Consider the following 18,029-nt stretch of genomic DNA (forward strand, 5'->3'; position numbering starts at 1 on the left):
TTTTTAGAATTACAATGTGTTTAACTGCTTTAATGCAAAAGGAAGGTATAAGTTTTGTGAAAAAAATACAAATGAGCAGCTTTTTATTCTCTCGTGGTGGAATAAACTATGTGTTTTTATCATCTTTTGGTATAATTACACTCAATACAGTATTGAGAAAGGATAGCATACCCATATTGATGGTCAATTGCGACATGTAAATTGAAGGTCAAGATGGTTATAACTGTTATAGAACAGAGTACTTTACGAATTAAAATTTTGGAGTTTATACGATGGCTGGTAGCCTTAATAAAGTTATTTTGATTGGTAATCTTGGTGCCGATCCTGAAATCCGCCGTTTGAATTCTGGTGATCAAGTGGCAAATCTGCGTATTGCTACTTCAGAAAGTTGGCGCGATCGGAATACAAATGAGCGAAAAGAACGCACTGAGTGGCATAGTATTGTTATTTTTAATGAAAACCTTGTCAAAGTTGCAGAGCAATATTTAAAAAAAGGCAGCAAAATTTATATTGAGGGGCAGTTACAGACACGAAAATGGCAAGATCAAAATGGAAATGACCGTTATACAACAGAGATTGTTTTGCAAAAGTACCGTGGCGAATTACAAATGCTTGATGGGCGGGGAGCTGCGAGCGGGGAGCAAGGAGCAAGTCAAGGGGGGAGTTATAGTGGTGGCTTTGCCGATAGTCACTCAAATCAGAGAAATACTTTTGGTCAAAATAATAATCAATTGGGAGAAAGTTTTTCACACAAATTAGATGATGATGTCCCTTTTTAAGAGTCTTTAAATTGCAGTATTATGATCATTTTATGGTTTGCTTGTTTCAGATTTTTGAAGTTTAGCGAAGTGAAAATTGTTAATTATTATTGGTAATTTAAAATATAAATTAATAACATCTTGAAAAATATTGTTAAATTTCTTTTTTGTCATGGGAGAGAAATTAGCATTTTGGTGTATTTTTCGCTATAAATAAAGTGAAATGATTCTTTTTTGAAAGTTTTGAAATTGTGACCGATCTTACTCCACACCCAGAACGTGATGTGCTAACCGGTATTGAACCAATCAGTATTATTGATGAAATGCAACGCTCCTATCTCGATTATGCGATGAGCGTGATTGTTTCACGTGCACTCCCTGATGTCCGTGATGGTCTTAAGCCTGTTCATCGACGTATCCTTCATGCTATGAATGAGATGGGGCTTTCTTTCAATAAGTCGTATCGTAAATCTGCTGGTGTTGTTGGTGAGGTTATGGGGAAATTTCATCCCCATGGTGATGCTTCAATTTACGATGCATTAGTGCGTATGGCGCAGGACTTTTCTTTAAGAAATCCATTAATTGATGGTCAGGGAAATTTTGGTTCCGTTGATGGTGATCCACCTGCGGCCATGCGCTATACTGAGTGTCGTTTAGAAAAAGTTTCAGAAGAACTTTTAGCTGATATTGATAAAGATACTGTTGATTTTCAGGATAATTACGATGGGCGTGAGCGTGAACCGGTTGTCTTGCCAGCGCGTTTTCCCAATCTTTTGGTTAATGGGTCAGGGGGGATTGCTGTGGGAATGGCAACCAATATTCCTCCCCATAATCTTGGTGAAGTCGTTGATGGTTGTATCGCTTTGATTGATAATCCCGATATCACACTCGATAAAATAATTGAAATTATTCCTGGTCCGGATTTTCCTACAGGGGGCATTATCCTCGGACATTCTGGTGTTCGTGCAGCTTATGAAACAGGGCGTGGCTCAATCATTATGCGTGCTAAAGTTGAGATCGAAGAGATTCGCAGTGGTCGACAAGCAATTATTGTGAGTGAGATCCCTTATCAAGTTAATAAGGCAACGATGATTGAGAAAATGGCCGAATTAGTGCGCGATAAACGCATTGAAGGAATCTCTGATTTGCGTGACGAATCTGATCGTGATGGATATCGGGTCGTTATTGAGCTGAAGAAAGATGTTGTTGCGGAAGTTGTTTTAAACCAATTATATCGGTATACGCCGCTGCAAACTTCCTTTGGTTGTAATATGGTTGCTTTGAATGGGGGGAAACCCGAACAGATGACGTTGCTTGATATGCTTCGTGCATTTGTTTCTTTTCGGGAAGAAGTTGTCAGTCGGCGAACAAAATATCTTTTGCGTAAAGCGCGTGAGCGAGCACATGTTTTGGTTGGTCTTGCCCTTGCTGTTGCCAATATTGATGAAATTATAGCGCTTATTCGCAAAGCTCCTGATCCGCAGACAGCACGTGCACAGTTAATGGAGCGACGCTGGCCAGCGATGGATGTTGCGCCTTTGATTAAACTTATTGATGATCCTCGTCATATTATTCATGAGGATGGTACTTATAATCTCTCTGAAGAACAGGCGCGTGCTATTTTAGAATTGCGTTTGCAACGATTGACAGCCCTTGGGCGTGATGAAATTGCTGATGAATTGAATAAAATTGGCGTGGATATCGCTGACTATCTTGAGATCTTGGCATCACGCGTGCGGATTATGTGTATTGTTAAGGATGAGTTGAGTGCTCTTCGTGAGGAGTTTGCAACGCCGCGACGTACCGTATTTGGCTTTGGTAGCGCTGAGATGGAGAGTGAAGATCTGATCGCGCCAGAGGATATGGTGGTAACGGTAAGCCATAGTGGTTATATTAAGCGTGTGCCTCTTAATACCTATCGTGCACAGCGACGTGGTGGTAAGGGGCGTTCTGGTATGTCCACGAAGGATGAGGATTTTGTAACGCGGTTGTTTGTTGCCAATACGCATACTCCGGTTCTTTTCTTTTCATCACGTGGGATTGTTTATAAGGAAAAAGTTTGGCGACTGCCGCTGGGGACACCCCAATCGCGTGGGCGGGCTTTGATCAATATGCTTCCCTTACAACAAGGTGAGCGTATTACAACGATTATGCCTTTGCCTGAAGATGAAGCGAGCTGGAGTGCATTAGATATTATGTTTGCGACAACACGTGGAACTGTGCGTCGTAATAAATTATCAGATTTCGTTCAGGTTAATCGTAATGGTAAAATTGCGATGAAACTTGATGAAGAAGATGAAATTCTTTCTGTTGAAACCTGTACAGAACATGATGATGTTGTTCTAACAACAGCCAATGGACAATGTATCCGTTTTCCAGTTGTTGATGTTCGGGTCTTTGCTGGGCGTAATTCTGTGGGAGTTCGTGGTATCAATTTAGCTAAAGGCGATAAAGTCATTTCGATGACAATTTTAGAGCATGTCGAGGCGACGTCCATTGAGCGTTCTGCTTATATTAAACGTGTAATGAATGAACGGCGTGCTTCTGGTGCAGATGCTGATGTTGAAGATGTTATAACTCTTGATGAAGAAGATGGGGGTGCTGAAACAGAGTTAACAGATGAACGTTATGCAGAACTTCATGCACGTGAACAAATGCTTTTGACAGTGAGTGAGTTTGGTTATGGTAAACGTTCTTCTTCCTATGAGTTCCGGATTTCGGGACGTGGCGGAAAGGGGATTCGCGCAACAGATCCATCTAAAACAGCTGAAATTGGTAAATTAGTAGCGGCTTTTCCGGTGAAGGCGCAAGATCAAATTATGTTGGTATCAGATGGGGGGCAGCTTATTCGTGTCCCTGTTGAGGGAATTCGTACTGCTGGGCGCTCAACTAAGGGAGTCACAATTTTTAATACAGCCAAAGGTGAAAGAGTCGTATCGGTTGAACGTATTTCTGAACCTGAAGATGATACGAGTTCATTAGATGATGAAGGTGAGAAACATTCAGATACAGTTGATATGAGCGAAGAAAAATAATTTTTAAGAGGAAGGAGTAAAGTCATGAAAATTGCTCTTTACGCGGGTTCTTTTGATCCTCTTACAAATGGTCATCTTGATGTTTTGAAAGGGTGTTTTGTGTTAGCTGATAAGGTGGTCGTCGCTATAGGGATACAGGCTGACAAAAAAACACTCTTTAGCTTCGAAGAGCGTGTTGATTTCATTACGCAGGTCGGGAAAGACTTGTTTGGTGCAGATTCTAATCGATTGCAGGTTCTTTCATTTAACAACCTTCTCATTGAGAAGGCGCGTGAAGTTGGTGCTTCATTTCTCATTCGTGGATTGCGTGATGGTACTGATCTTGATTATGAAATGCAAATGGCCGGGATGAATGGCGTTATGGCTCCTGAATTGCAAACTGTTTTTTTGCCGGCAAGTGTTTCTGGGCGTGCGATAACTTCTACATTGGTACGCCAAATTGCCTCTATGGGAGGTGATGTAACACCATTTGTACCGCCCAATGTTGCACAAGCTTTGAGCTCGAAATTCCAATCTTTTAGGGGAGAATAATTGTGTCTCGTAGAACTTTTGCTGTTTTGATATGTGTGTTTTGTTTTTTTTCATTGTCCGCTGTCGCTGGTAATCCTAGACCAGCAAGCGATGCAAGCCTTCTTGTTTTATCTCTCAAAGATGGTGATGTCATTATTCGTCTGCGTCCTGATTTGGCGCCAAAACATGTTGCGCAAATCAAAAGATTAACAGAGGAGGGGGCCTATAATAATGTTGTGTTTCATCGCGTTATTCCTAATTTCATGGCACAAACTGGTGATGTAGAATTTGGAAAAAAAGGCAGTAGAGATTTTGATTTGAAACGCGTTGGTATGGGTGGCTCAAATTATCCCAATATACCGGCAGAGTTTTCAAAGCAGCCGTTTAAGCGTGGTACAGTTGGGATGGCACGGTCACAAGATCCGGATTCCGCGAATTCTCAATTCTTCATTTGTTTTGATGATGCTGCTTTTTTAAACGGTCAGTATACGGTTGTTGGAGAGGTTATAAAGGGGATGGATGTTGTTGATAAAATAAAAAAAGGTACGACAAGTAATAATGGATCTGTAAAAAATCCTGATGTTATTAATGCTGCTACTTTACAAGTTGAGAAATGAATCAAGGGAGCTTTCCATATGGCAGAGAATAAAAATCCAGAAAATACTTTAATTCTTGAAACAACAAAGGGCAGAGTTGTTATTGAGCTTTTTGCTGATTTAGCACCTTGTCATGTTGCACGTATTAAAGAATTGGTACGTGAAGGTGCTTATGATAATGTTATTTTCCATCGCGTTATTGATGGTTTTATGGCGCAAACAGGGGATGTGCAATTTGGAAAGAAGGATAGTGAAAAATTCAATTTATCACGTGCGGGTATGGGGGGAGCAGAAAAACCAAATTTAACAGCAGAGTTTTCAAATCTTTCTCATAAGCGTGGTACAGTTTCTATGGCACGGAGTCAGAATCCAAATTCTGCTAACTCTCAGTTTTTTATTTGTTTTGCAGATGCTCCGTGGCTTGATCGTCAATATTCCATATGGGGGCAGGTTGTTGAAGGTATGGAAAATGTTGATAAAATTAAACGTGGTGAACCTGTTTCAGATCCAGATTCAATTACCAAAGCCATTATTGCTGCGGATGCAAAATAGTATAAACTATACTGATTTTAATTGTAAGTTTCTAAGAAAAAAATACTCTTTTCTGATCAATAAAGGCACACAAAACTCTTTTGTAGTATCACGCTTACCTTTTATAATTTCGAGCTAAGCATTGTCCATATATTTCCTTCAATCGGATCTTCCTTAAGAATATAACGCAAAGGATTTGTACAAACACTTGTCAGAATAAGAAAACGCAAAGTCTGTTGTATTATGGTTGTTGTTTGGCAAAGTGTTTTATAAAAAATTTGGCAGTTCTCTTCCATCCATTGTCGGTCTTAATAGTTTTATGATGTTACTTTCCTGAGAGAGCGTGTGCTTTTGTTTCTGCTTGTAAATCAACATCCAATCCTAATGCAGAAGCATGTTTGAAACACATATTAAGACGGATAAGAGCTTTACTCGCTCATCCAGTTTTCTTAGCAAGGTGGAAAACCAGCATTTATATATATATATATATTGGCGTAATCTTTAAAATAAGAAGACAGTTTAATCTTAGAAGAATATAATAAAGGCGCAGAAGTGAAATAAATGGCTAGTCTTGCCATCTCCTTTTTAATTCAACTTTACTTTTTTAAGTATCTAACGCGATATCTTTTAAATAATGAAGATTATGCATGGACTTACGCTTTTATTTTTCTCGTTTTTTTATAGAGGAACGCTCCAAACGGAATACACTTGTGTTGCATATTTACGTGTTTTTTTAAGAAGCATTTCTCAGTACATATCAACATTCACTTCCACGATGACATTCATGGCATGTATAGTTTTAAAGCTATAAATAGTATAAAATATTATGCACCACCATCTTTAAAGCTTGTGAAGGAGCAAACGGGTACCATCATACGCTTTTTCAGCCTCTAATGTTACGATAGAGCTTTTGGTATTTGAGAATCTTTACAAAAAGCATTTTTAGTTTTTTAAAGTATTTTTATTTACACGTTAATTTCTTTTGTGAATTATCTCCAATGCCAAGAGCTATCTCAATATTGTGAGTGGATAAATGATTATGTTCATTTGCACTTTTATTAAGCGTGAGGATCGCTGTGCCCAGTAGATGAAAAATTTTTATCTGTAAAAGTTAAAGAATATTGTGAGCTGTACAATGCGTTCAAAATTTTCTTTTATGGGTACAAAGTTACTGCTTATGGAAGTATGTGAAGATGAAATTATTGTGATAATAATTTTGCAGTTCTGTTAAGGATAAGCGTAGGTATTTTGAGGTATGATATTATAAGGATTTTACTATTTTTCTAGAGTTAGATTATCACTTTTATTATGGTGATTTCTTAACAAGAAATGTTCTTTTATCTCGTTTAATTTTTGATGCTGGTTACAATATTGAGCGAATCAAAAATTAATTCATAAAGCTTATGACAATGCGCGTAAGGGGATATCTTTTTTCTTTCTATAGAGATATGCATTGATGGAATCAAAAAGACGAGAGTTATGATAAAGACATTTCATTATAGAAAAATTGCTCAAGATGGGTATGCACGTCGAGGAGAAATTATAACGGGGCGAGGATGTGTTCGTACACCCGCATTTATGCCTGTTGGGACGGCAGGAACTGTTAAGGCTATGTATATGGATCAAATTCGTGATCTTGGTGCAGATATCATTTTGGGGAATACTTATCATTTAATGTTACGTCCAGGAGCTGAACGTGTTGCGCGTTTGGGAGGATTACATGAATTTTCACGCTGGAGCGGACCTATTTTAACCGATTCTGGTGGATTTCAGGTTATGTCATTGGCGGGAATCCGTAAAATTACTGAACAAGGTGTGATTTTTCGCTCTTACATTAATGGAGCTTACTATGAAATGAGTCCAGAGCGTTCTATCGAAATTCAAGGACTTCTTGGTGCGGATATCCAGATGCAGTTGGATCAATGTATTGCATTACCAGCAACTGAAAAAGAAATGGAAGAAGCTATGGAACTTTCATTGCGGTGGGCGCTGCGTTGTAAAACAGCTTTTGGAGATCAGCCAGATAAAGCATTGTTTGGGATTGTTCAAGGTGGTGATAATATGAAACTGCGTGAACGTTCTGCTCAAGCATTAAAAGAAATGGATTTAAAAGGTTACGCTATTGGAGGGCTTGCTGTTGGTGAGCCGCAGAGTGTTATGACAGCAGTATTGGATACTACTTGTCCGATTTTACCAGAGGATAAACCACGCTACCTTATGGGAGTAGGGACACCTGATGATATTTTACAAAGTGTTGCACGTGGTGTTGATATGTTTGATTGTGTTATGCCAACGCGTGCAGGACGTCATGGTTTAGCTTTTACCCGCTTTGGTAGAATTAATTTGCGTAATGCGCGTTATGCAGAAGATCCACATCCTCTTGATCCACAGTCACTTTGTCCAGCAGCACATGATTATAGTTGTGCTTATTTGCATCATTTGATCAAATCTGGTGAATCTCTTGGGGGGATGTTGTTGACTTGGAATAATCTTTTTTATTATCAACAACTTATGCAGGGAATTCGTGATGCCATTGAGGAAGGCTGTTATGCTGATTTTTGCGCTGAAACGCGTGCTCTATGGGCACAAGGACGCTAAAATATTAATCGTAATATAGCGCCGCATTTTTTTATTGAATTTATTCTCGCACTTACAAATTTAGTTAAAAATATGAAATCAGAAACATCTTCCAAAATTATAAAATTTCACTATCTTAAAATATAACAGTGCGGTTTTATGAGGGCACATATTCTGTTTCTAATTACTATATAAAAACAGAAACTGTTACTCCGGTACGCGCTACCTGATCCGGAGAAAAACAGTTTTTCTGTTTCTGATGACTGTTTACAGCAACAATGTTAATGAGGCGTTAGCGAACTCTTAAAGAAGTATGAAAATTGTATTTTTATGAGATATTTTGTGTTTTTTATTATTAAAGGTAAATAATGGATTATATACAATCGAACAGATAAATTTTTAGAAAATTAAAATAAAACTAAAATAATATTACATATTTAAAATGTTATAATTTTATATTGTTGTTATTTTTATATATTAATATAAATATTATTTACAGAGATTTATATAATATTATTAATATTGTAAAACTAAAAATCTATAGTTTTAATGTAATAAAAATTAAATATTAATCACAATAATTATCATATATTATAAAATATCAATATATATATTGAAACAAAACTTATTATATTTGTTTTCTGCTTTGTTTATAGAATTTATCTGAAAATAATCATAATATATTTACGTGAATATTTTAATTTACAGATAGTGAGTTAGATATCTGATGCGATTCCTCTGTGAGGGAGGGGGAAAGATGCCTAAAAGAGGATATTTAATAAATCTAGAAACCAAGCACTATTATCATGAGAATTTTTTAAAGACTCTATAATAATTTATAAGAATGGCCTAAAGTTGAAATTATAGCTTATCGATTTGGGGGATCTGCATTTAGGTAGCAAAAATAAAGCAACAATAATTGGGGGAGAAGTTTTATCTTTGTATCAAGATAATGATGAGATATTGTTCACTTGTTTGAAATGCATTATTCAGCAAATTTTAGAATTATTTATAGGGTATAGTATATCGTTGTAAAATAAAGTTTTCACTGTAAAATTTCAACGGCTGAAAAGAGGAGACAAAGTTTATTATCTGGTATATCTGATAGAAATAGGTGAATGTGAATACGTCTATGACCTTGAGGTTTTCAAAGATTTTCCATTAAAGAATCTTACTTAAAACTCCATAAAATGCTTTATATATAAAAATATTTCTAAAACTTTATTGGGGACTATTGGGCATGCGTATAACAATGTTTTGAATTTTTGTTTGTGTGTATTACAGATATTTACAGTTAAAACTCCTATCCAGAAGTGATGATATGAGGGATTCTTATCAACAAAAGGTTCTTGCATTGGGAATTGATTCGAGAATACGACGTTTAATAATTTTAGCTCTTGCTGTGGGCAGTTTTGCTATTGGTACTGCAGAGTTTGTTGCAATGGGGCTACTGCCAGAGATGGCACGAAGTTCCTATGTTGATATTCCTACCGCTGGTCAATATATTTCTGCTTATGCATTAGGAGTTGTGATTGGAGCACCTCTTTTAGCTGTGGCAACAGCTCAGGTATCACGCAAAACTGTTTTGATAGGCTTGATGCTTTTTTATGCCTTAGCAAATATTGCTAGTGCCTTTGTTTCTGATTTTAGCATATTAGTAGTATTACGCTTTCTCAGTGGACTTCCCCATGGAATCTATTTTGGACTTGCGGCTATGGTTGCCTCTTCAATGGTAGAAATGAAAGAACGTTCTAAAGCTGTTGGATATGTTATGCTTGGCTTAACAATTGCAACCGTTTTGGGAGCACCCAGTGCTACTTGGATTGGTCAACTTATTGGTTGGCAGATTGCTTTTGTCCTTGTGGGGATGATCGCTTTATTATGTTGTTTGCTTATTTGGAATTTTTTTCCTTGTGATTCAAGTTTTCCAAAAACGAATCCTTTGCAAGAAATGGGTGCATTAAAGCAAAAGCAGGTGTGGCTTCTTTTGTTGATGGTGTCGGTGGGAGCGTCAGGATTATTTTCTGTTTTCACTTATATCAAGCCAACATTAATGCATATTTCTGGTGTTTCACTTGAGTTGGTACCATTTATTATGCCGTTAGTTGGATTGGGAATGGTGGTAGGAAATCTCTTGGGGCCTAAATTAGCCGTTAAAATTGGTATTTCGCCGATGATATTTTTTTCTATGCTTTGGAGCGTATTTGTTTTTTTTATTTTTTTCTTTTTATCCTATGCTCCGTTAACAGCGGCAATAGGATGCTTTTTTGTTGGAACTTCTTTTGCTGCTATGCCTTCTATACAAACAAAAATTATGGATGTTGCACTACAGGGACAGATTTTGGCAGGAGCATTAATGCAGTCTGCTTTTAATATTGCCAACGCTCTTGGTGCAGAATCTGGAGCATTAGTTTTAAAATTGGGTTATAGTTATGAATATACAGCTGTTTTAGGAAGTGTTCTAACTTTGTGTGGATTAATGGTTTTTTGCGTCTCATGGTATATGGAGAAGCATGCTTAATGTTTTTCATTTTTAACATGAAGAAGGTATTTTTATATTTATTTAATTATTGGAATGTCCTGTTGGATTTTTTAACATGCAGTAAGAAATGCGCAGCGCTAATGGAATAGCAAAACAAAATAAAAAACCAATGAGCACTACAAGAAGAGTTTTTGCTGCTAAGATCATTCCTATTGTTCCTCCAGGATTAAAGAGTCCGGCAAGATTGGTGATAACTCCGGCTAGAGTTGCACTCAATGCAGCTGAAAATAGTTGTACGGAGGTAAGGGATTCACTGGCACGGAGAGCATCTTCATCATTTGTACATTGTAAAATTCGTGTGAGCAAATGTGGCCATGCTATGCCTGCACTGATTCCAATAGAAAATAGTGCTAAGCAAATAATAAAAATATATTCAAGCGTGGAAACTTCTGTTGGTATGAGCCATAAAAGAATCGCTATGCCTAACAGTTTTAATAGGGGCGAGTATATAATGATGTTGCGAATTTTTTTTGTGGAGACAGCAGCACTTGAGAGGGCTCCACACGTCCACCCTAGGCTCATAAGTGTTGCTATATAACCGGCTATAAGTGGAGCTTGTCCATGAAGTTCTTGAAGAAAAAGTGGTAAATAAAGTTCTATACTGTACACGACTGTTGTCATAACGAGTATTAATGCGTAAACAGGAAAAATTTCAGAAGAGAAAGAAAAGGATTTGCGCGGCAACATAGGATGAAAGCTATATGATTCGATTTTTGCTAAAACAAAGAGAAGACTAAGTCCGATAACTAATCCGCAAATTTTTGCCATTGTTGTGTCCATAGCTCCTCCAACAGAGATGATAAAAATCAATAAGGTGAGTGTGAGAAGCTGGAGAAGAGGGAGGGGGGATGTTGGAACATAGTTTTCATTCTTTTTGGGTAAAATTTTAAAGGCTATGAGTGAGAAGAATATAGCTAATGCGCCAATGATCCAAAAGGATGCTCTCCATAGGCCATAATATACAGAAATTCCTCCGATTGCTGGTCCTAACAAGGTTGATATTCCCCACATTCCAGAGATAACACTTAATGCGTGTGACCATAAAGATGGGCTGAAAACAATACGTACCATGGAATAGGATAGAGATAACAAAGAACCACTTCCCAATCCTTGAATAAAGCGTCCTATTAAAAATAATGGCATAGATGAAGAAATGCTGCACAGGAAAGTGCCTAGGGTAAAGATAAGACCAGAGATAACATAAGCGTTGCGAGGACCTAATTTCCCTAATATTTTTGTTGCAAGTGAAGTACCAAGGAGTGAAGCTGTAATAAAGACAGTCGCCACCCAAGAATAATATTCATTGCCAATATGATTTATAAGGGAAGGTAAAATAGTAATAACAATATAAACATTGGTAGCGTGTAATATAACACCACCTGTAAACGTTAAAAAGCAAAGACCATTTTTACCCAATAAAAGCTCAGACCAGCTCTGTTGTTTCACTGTTTTTTGCTATTTAATAAAAATTTATCCTCTTTTTACTTATAAGGTACTTCTTTGAATTTGCCAAGAGAAATTCAAAGCTCTGTTTAGAGCTTTGAATTTTAATTTAATTAATAACTTAATTGCCCATTGCTTTTTTGAGATTCTCATCAATTTTATCGAGGAAACCTGTTGTAGAAAGCCATTTTTGTTTAGGCCCAATCAAAAGTGCGAGATCTTTAGTCATAAAACCTTCTTCGACGGTTTTAATACAAACTTCTTCCAATGTCGTGGAAAAGTTTTTTAATTTCTCATTGTTATCTAGTTTAGCACGGTGCGCCAGTCCACGTGTCCATGCGAAAATAGATGCAATAGAATTTGTTGATGTTTCTTCGCCTCTTTGATGCTGACGGTAATGGCGTGTTACGGTGCCGTGTGCAGCCTCTGCTTCAACAATTTTACCATCAGGTGTCATGAGAACAGAAGTCATGAGACCAAGAGAACCAAAGCCTTGGGCAACAATATCAGATTGGACATCACCATCATAGTTTTTACATGCCCATACGTATCCACCTGACCACTTTAATGCAGAAGCAACCATATCATCAATAAGACGGTGTTCGTAATATAATTTACGGTTTTCAAATTCAGTTTTAAATTCCATATCGAATATTTCTTGAAAGATATCTTTAAAACGACCATCGTAAGCTTTTAGAATGGTATTTTTTGTTGAAAGATAAACTGGAACATTCCGTTGTAGTCCATAATTAAAGGATGCGCGGGCAAAATCACGAATTGACTCATCAAGGTTATACATAGCCATGGCAACCCCTGCGCTTGGAGCATCAAAAACATCATGTTCAATAACTTGATTGTCATCACCTACAAATTTAATACTTAATTTCCCTTTTCCTGGAAATTTAAAATCTGTTGCCTTGTATTGATCGCCAAAAGCGTGACGTCCTATAATAATTGGCTTTGTCCAGTTAGGAATAAGGCGAGGGACATTTTTACAGATAATGGGTTCGCGAAAAATGACTCCTCCTAAAATATTGCGGATTGTACCATTAGGTGATTTCCACATTTTTTTTAGGTTAAATTCTTTAACGCGTGCCTCATCAGGTGTGATGGTTGCGCATTTTATACCAACCCCATATTCTTTTATAGCATTGGCAGAATCGATTGTTACTTGATCATTGGTTGCATCACGATTTTCGACGGAAAGATCATAATATTTTAGATCAATGTCGAGGTAGGGATGGATTAATTTATCTTTGATATATTTCCAGATGATGCGGGTCATCTCATCCCCATCAAGTTCAACAACGGGGTTTTCTACTTTGATCTTTACCATTAGAAATCCTTTTTCTTTTAAGCGATACTACTTATATAACACTTTCAACTTTATAATGAAAAGTAAAAACAAGGGAAAAAAGCATTCAAATATGAGCTTTTAGAATATATTATCAATAGAGTGTAAAATTTTGTTGGAGGGTTTAATCCTTGAAAAGAAGTGATGTGTTTATAAATCTATAAGTATTCTATGATTGATGAAGAATCTGTTTAATAGATAAGGTAGTTAGATCACCGAGGGACGGGGATTATGCGTTTTTATTATCAGAGATTCCATTTAATAATTTGATCGTATTCTGAATTATAGTTTCTTGATTTGTTGTGTGAGGTGAATAAGCATCTATTTTTTTATATTGCTATTTCAACTCTAAGATTACGGTTTGTTTATTTATAAAAAGTTTAATGTGATAACAAAGGCACTGTAATTAGAAATGCTTCATATAAAATGCGTTTGGGATAAACTTCAGTTTTGAAGGTTGGAAAAAACGTATAAATGATGCGGCTGGTTTAATTTAAAAATTAACAGCATACGCAAGAATATGACTTATAAAATTACCGTATCGCGAGCTAGAATACTCTAATTCTTATATTTTATAGATTCTTATTGTTATAACTGTGCGCAGTAAAGCACTATCCTCGAAATGCAACAAAGAAATTAATCACCTAATGATTCTTGTATCCTTTTTACAAAGAGATTCCTTTTAATTTACGAAGAAATTCCTTTTAAAATCTTGTTCTCTCGTTTTTATTTATGCATCCCTCATTTTTAAAAACACAAATAAAATGAATATATTACACATAGAAAAAAGGAGGATGGTACGCCCAAGGGGAATCGAACCCCTGTTTCCGCCGTGAAAGGGCGATGTCCTAACCGCTAGACGATGGGCGCAAACCAATGATGAGGCTTATAGAGAGGATCTTTTTACTTCGCAAGCCCTCTGTGTCATTTTTTTTGAAAAAAGTGTGTTTTATTGAATAATTTTTGAGAAACTCTTGTTTGAATCATCTTATTTTCTAAGATTTTTTGTAGAAAAAATGTAAAGTTATCATCATTGATAGAAAGTTTTGATGTGGGTATCATCTCAGCAAATGATATTTGCATTTATTTTCAGTTTGAAAAGTAGGCAAAAATGATCAAAACAGCATTTTAAATGTATTTATTTTTTACATATTTTATCGTTTGTTATCTTTGTTGTCACATGAGAATATTATTTAACTTGCTTGAAAGAGCCTTTATACGGAAGATTTCTCATTTGAGCTTATCATAAAGCAAAAACTGTATAATTTATAAAGTAGAAATACAATATTTATTACCAAATTAACAAATAATACCAATCATACAAAATTTTTTATGAATAATCCATAGATTACTTACAATTTAACAAAATATAAATAGATACCTGTATAATAAAAATGAAAATATTAAATTAATTTTTATAGAATATATTAAAAATATTTTTTATATTTACTTTTACATGTCTGTAAGAAATTTAAGATTAAAAACCCTTCATTTGCTCTTTTATATATTGAGAAGGTTCTTGATTTGAAAATGAATTAGCGTGGATAAAGGGTAGATTGAGTTTTTTCTCATTTCAATTCGCTAGTTTTTTAAAGAGGTGGCAATAAGTTGAGATAAAATATTCAAATTTTGAAACTTTATTCTCTATATTTATAATATTTCAGAATTATGGTGTGCGCATATTAAGTTTTGTTTTTTACTTTAATGTAAGGTTCTATTTTGATATATGAGTGCGTTAAGATTTTGCATTAAAGATTTATATTTAAAGCTATGGAATGGTAGGAAGAAATGTGTTATTATGTACTGATCTACTTTATTTTATCCATTCTCTTAATTTATCATATAAAAGAATGTTTTTTGTTCCATACTTGTTGATTTAGAAGAGATGTTTTATTCTTTCTTACTAAGTCTTCAATATTCTTTAACTTGTTATTGATTATTTTTTAGAACTTTTCTTTATGGAAACTTGCATTTATCAGTTTTACAGATTTTCATTCTGAATTAAATATTTTATAAAGATTCTGAAATCTTTGAAGACAATAAATATTATATTTTTAGGAATGTTGATTGAACAAGCGGGGATAATTCTATTGGAAAAAATGAAGTGAATAGAGCGGGGTATTTCTTTTGTTCTTATGGATGTAAATATTCTTTGTGTTGATTGGCACATCATTTAAACGATTTTTCAATGAAGATAGGGATCAGTGGTTAATAATGGCAGAAGCTTTAAAAGTTGGTGTTGCGGGACTTGGTACGGTTGGTACTTCAGTTGTTCGAGCTCTATGTGAAAAAGCGAATAGTTTAGCTTGTCAATGTGGGCGATTCATCAAAGTTGTTGCTGTTAGTGCGCGCGATAAAGGCCGCAATCGTGGACTTGATCTCAGTGATATAAAATGGTTTGATTCACCTGTGGAGTTGGCTGCTTCTGATGAGATTGATGTTTTTGTAGAGTTAATTGGTGGTGAATTGGATGTGGTGTATACCGCTGTTAAGAGAGCGCTTGAGGCGGGACATCATGTTGTAACAGCCAATAAAGCTCTTCTTGCTCGACATGGAGTAGAGCTGGCTATAATTGCAGAAAAAAAAGGTGTTTTTCTTCATTTTGAAGCAGCTGTTGCAGGGGGGATTCCTGTCATCAAAGCGATGAGAGAATCACTTGTTAGTAATCGCATATCGCGAATTTATGGTATTCTCAATGGAACCTGTAATTATATATTAACACGCATGTTTACGGAAGGTCTTTCATTTAAAGATTGTTTAGCAGATGCACAGAGACTTGGGTATGCTGAAGCAGATCCAACTTTTGATATTGAGGGAAATGATACTGCTCATAAATTAGCTTTGTTGACAAGCTTGGCATTTGGAACAGCTATTTCGTTAGATGATGTTTATGTTGAAGGAATTCATAATATTTCGCAAATTGATATTCGAGCAGCTGATGAATTGGGGTATCGGATTAAGCTTTTAGGGGTTGCATTAAAAACGGATTCTGGAATAGAGCAACGCGTTCATCCAACAATGGTACCAGCATCCTCAATGATTGCACAGATAAATGGTGTAACCAATGCTCTTTCTATTCAAAGTGATTTATTAGGTGAATTACTGTTTTCTGGTCCTGGCGCTGGAGGAAAGGCAACAGCATCAGCCGTTATTGGTGATTTGGCTGATATAGCAAAAGCGCGTTCTGGTTTTCAGTATGCACCTGTTTTAAGACGCCCAGCATTAGAACTTGCTCCTCATAAAAAAGCACGTATTTCGCATCATGCAGGTGGTTATTTTATTCGTTTAAATGTTCATGATCGTACTGGTGTTTTTGCCGCGGTCGCAAGGCATATGGCTGATAATCACATCTCATTGGAGTCGATTGTTCAAAGATCTTTTGTAGAAGATCAAATTGAAAAAACAATTATTTTAATTACGCATGAAACAACAGAGGTGAATGTACGACAGGCACTTGCAGAAATTGAAAAAGATGGACATCTTGTTGCAAAATCTCAATTTATTCGTATTGAACCTATGGCAAAGAATTGATAACTTTCTTGATAATAAAAACGCACGCTTGAGTTCTTTTATCTCTTGTGAAAAATTTTCATCTTTGCCAAAAAACTTTATTCTTAGTATTTAATAAGGACTCATATTTTTCTGGTATTCATTCGGTAGGATTTTTTCATATGCCCACAACTCAGAAGATTTTAAATGGACTTGATCGTATTTTGACGCTTGAATTGGTACGTGTTACTGAACGTGCTGCTGTTGCTGCTGCACGCTGGCGCGGACGTGGCGATGAAAAGGCAGCGGATCAGGCTGCTGTAGATGCAATGCGGCAAGAACTTAATCGATTGCCTATTGATGGTACAGTGGTGATTGGTGAAGGTGAGCGGGATGAAGCGCCTATGCTTTATATTGGAGAAAAAGTGGGTCTTCAAAGTGGATTGGCGATCGATATTGCACTTGATCCACTAGAGGGTACAACACTTTGTGCTAAAAATATTGCTAATTCTTTGGCAGTAGTTGCAATTGCTGAAAAGGGTAATCTCCTTTACGCTCCTGATGTTTATATGAACAAAATTGCTATTGGTCCTGGTTATCCAAAGGGAATAGTCGATATAGATGCTTCTCCTACTGATAATATACATGCTCTTGCGAAGGCTAAAGGAGTGGCTGTTAATCAGATTGTTGTTTGTATTATGGATAGACCTCGTCATGAAAAATTGGTTGATGAAGTACGAGCGACAGGGGCGTCGATTCGCTTGATTGGGGATGGAGATGTGGCTGCTGTTATTGATACAACTGATCCAGAAGAAACAGGTATTGATATCTATATGGGGATTGGTGGAGCACCTGAAGGTGTTTTAGCTTCTGCTGCTTTGCGCTGCATTGGAGGACAGATGCAAGGTCGTTTGCTGCTTGATACAGAAGAGAAAATTGCTCGTGCAGCTAAAATGGGGATTAGTGATCCCAATAAGGTTTATACAATGGAAGAAATGGCAAAGGGTGATGTTTTGTTTTCAGCAACAGGGGTGACAGATGGTAATATGCTTTCTGGTGTTAAATTTACACCTCACTACATTCAAACGGAAACTCTCGTAATGCGCGCCCATACGGGTACAGTTCGTAATATTAAAGCACAGCATAGAGATCATTCAAAATTTGATTAATGTTTTCTTTTTTTGTCACTAAAAA

11 protein-coding genes, 1 tRNA gene and 1 pseudogene are annotated in these 18,029 nt (G+C 36.3%); 9 read left to right on the forward strand and 4 right to left on the reverse strand.

The genetic code is table 11. From position 1 onward, the window contains the following. Window positions 1-272 precede the first annotated feature (272 nt). The 5 genes and pseudogenes from ssb (at window position 273) to ACFILA_RS02475 (ending at window position 5,451) form a co-directional block, all read left to right on the forward strand. Window positions 273-779 carry a single-stranded DNA-binding protein gene (ssb, locus tag ACFILA_RS02455; protein ID WP_273791491.1) on the forward strand — a complete coding sequence of 169 codons (507 nt, stop codon included), beginning with the start codon at window positions 273-275 and terminating at the stop codon, window positions 777-779. Between the two features lie 230 nt (window positions 780-1,009). After that, the gene (gene gyrA, locus ACFILA_RS02460; protein WP_273791490.1) at window positions 1,010-3,793 is read left to right on the forward strand and encodes a DNA gyrase subunit A; all 2,784 of its coding nucleotides are present in this window, start codon (window positions 1,010-1,012) and stop codon (window positions 3,791-3,793) included. Between the two features lie 24 nt (window positions 3,794-3,817). Further along, a pseudogene (gene coaD / locus ACFILA_RS02465) lies at window positions 3,818-4,337 on the forward strand (pantetheine-phosphate adenylyltransferase). After that, window positions 4,327-4,920 carry a peptidylprolyl isomerase gene (locus ACFILA_RS02470; RefSeq protein WP_375660586.1) on the forward strand — a complete coding sequence of 198 codons (594 nt, stop codon included), beginning with the start codon at window positions 4,327-4,329 and terminating at the stop codon, window positions 4,918-4,920. The pseudogene coaD and the gene ACFILA_RS02470 overlap by 11 nt, the downstream one beginning before the upstream one ends. Window positions 4,921-4,938: 18 nt before the next feature. Then, window positions 4,939-5,451 carry a peptidylprolyl isomerase gene (locus tag ACFILA_RS02475; RefSeq protein ID WP_273791487.1) on the forward strand — a complete coding sequence of 171 codons (513 nt, stop codon included), beginning with the start codon at window positions 4,939-4,941 and terminating at the stop codon, window positions 5,449-5,451. Between the two features lie 101 nt (window positions 5,452-5,552). Here the strand turns inward: ACFILA_RS02475 and ACFILA_RS02480 are convergent, their stop codons facing one another. Further along, the gene (locus ACFILA_RS02480) at window positions 5,553-5,726 is read right to left on the reverse strand and encodes an integrase (protein ID WP_375660587.1); all 174 of its coding nucleotides are present in this window, start codon (window positions 5,724-5,726) and stop codon (window positions 5,553-5,555) included. Window positions 5,727-6,909: 1,183 nt separating this feature from the next. On the opposite strand from ACFILA_RS02480, the gene tgt reads away from it, so the two are divergent. Next, window positions 6,910-8,028 (forward strand): tRNA guanosine(34) transglycosylase Tgt, encoded by a 1,119-nt coding sequence (tgt, locus tag ACFILA_RS02485; protein WP_273791486.1) that lies wholly within the window; start codon window positions 6,910-6,912, stop codon window positions 8,026-8,028. Between the two features lie 1,300 nt (window positions 8,029-9,328). Next, window positions 9,329-10,528, forward strand: a complete 1,200-nt coding sequence (locus ACFILA_RS02490) for an MFS transporter (protein WP_375660588.1) — start codon at window positions 9,329-9,331, stop codon at window positions 10,526-10,528. Between the two features lie 42 nt (window positions 10,529-10,570). On the opposite strand, the gene ACFILA_RS02495 is transcribed toward ACFILA_RS02490, so the two are convergent. The 3 genes from ACFILA_RS02495 to ACFILA_RS02505 all read right to left on the reverse strand — a co-directional run bounded on the left by ACFILA_RS02495 (window position 10,571) and on the right by ACFILA_RS02505 (window position 14,216). Beyond that, complete coding sequence (locus ACFILA_RS02495) at window positions 10,571-11,995, reverse strand: MFS transporter (protein ID WP_375631314.1); 1,425 nt, start codon at window positions 11,993-11,995, stop codon at window positions 10,571-10,573. A gap of 118 nt (window positions 11,996-12,113) precedes the next feature. Continuing rightward, complete coding sequence (locus tag ACFILA_RS02500; protein ID WP_375631315.1) at window positions 12,114-13,328, reverse strand: NADP-dependent isocitrate dehydrogenase; 1,215 nt, start codon at window positions 13,326-13,328, stop codon at window positions 12,114-12,116. An 813-nt stretch (window positions 13,329-14,141) separates the two neighbouring features. Further along, window positions 14,142-14,216, reverse strand: a tRNA-Glu gene (locus ACFILA_RS02505). 1,344 nt (window positions 14,217-15,560) lie between these two features. On the opposite strand from ACFILA_RS02505, the gene ACFILA_RS02510 reads away from it, so the two are divergent. Together ACFILA_RS02510 and glpX are read left to right on the forward strand one after the other, a co-directional pair. Continuing rightward, entirely contained in the window at window positions 15,561-16,877 is a 1,317-nt protein-coding gene (locus ACFILA_RS02510; protein WP_273791204.1) for a homoserine dehydrogenase, read from the forward strand. 140 nt (window positions 16,878-17,017) lie between these two features. Then, window positions 17,018-18,004 carry a class II fructose-bisphosphatase gene (gene glpX / locus ACFILA_RS02515; RefSeq protein ID WP_273791203.1) on the forward strand — a complete coding sequence of 329 codons (987 nt, stop codon included), beginning with the start codon at window positions 17,018-17,020 and terminating at the stop codon, window positions 18,002-18,004. Window positions 18,005-18,029: the final 25 nt, after the last annotated feature.

It is taken from the genome of Bartonella sp. CL71SXKL, from assembly GCF_042194935.1.
GTDB lineage: Bacteria > Pseudomonadota > Alphaproteobacteria > Rhizobiales > Rhizobiaceae > Bartonella.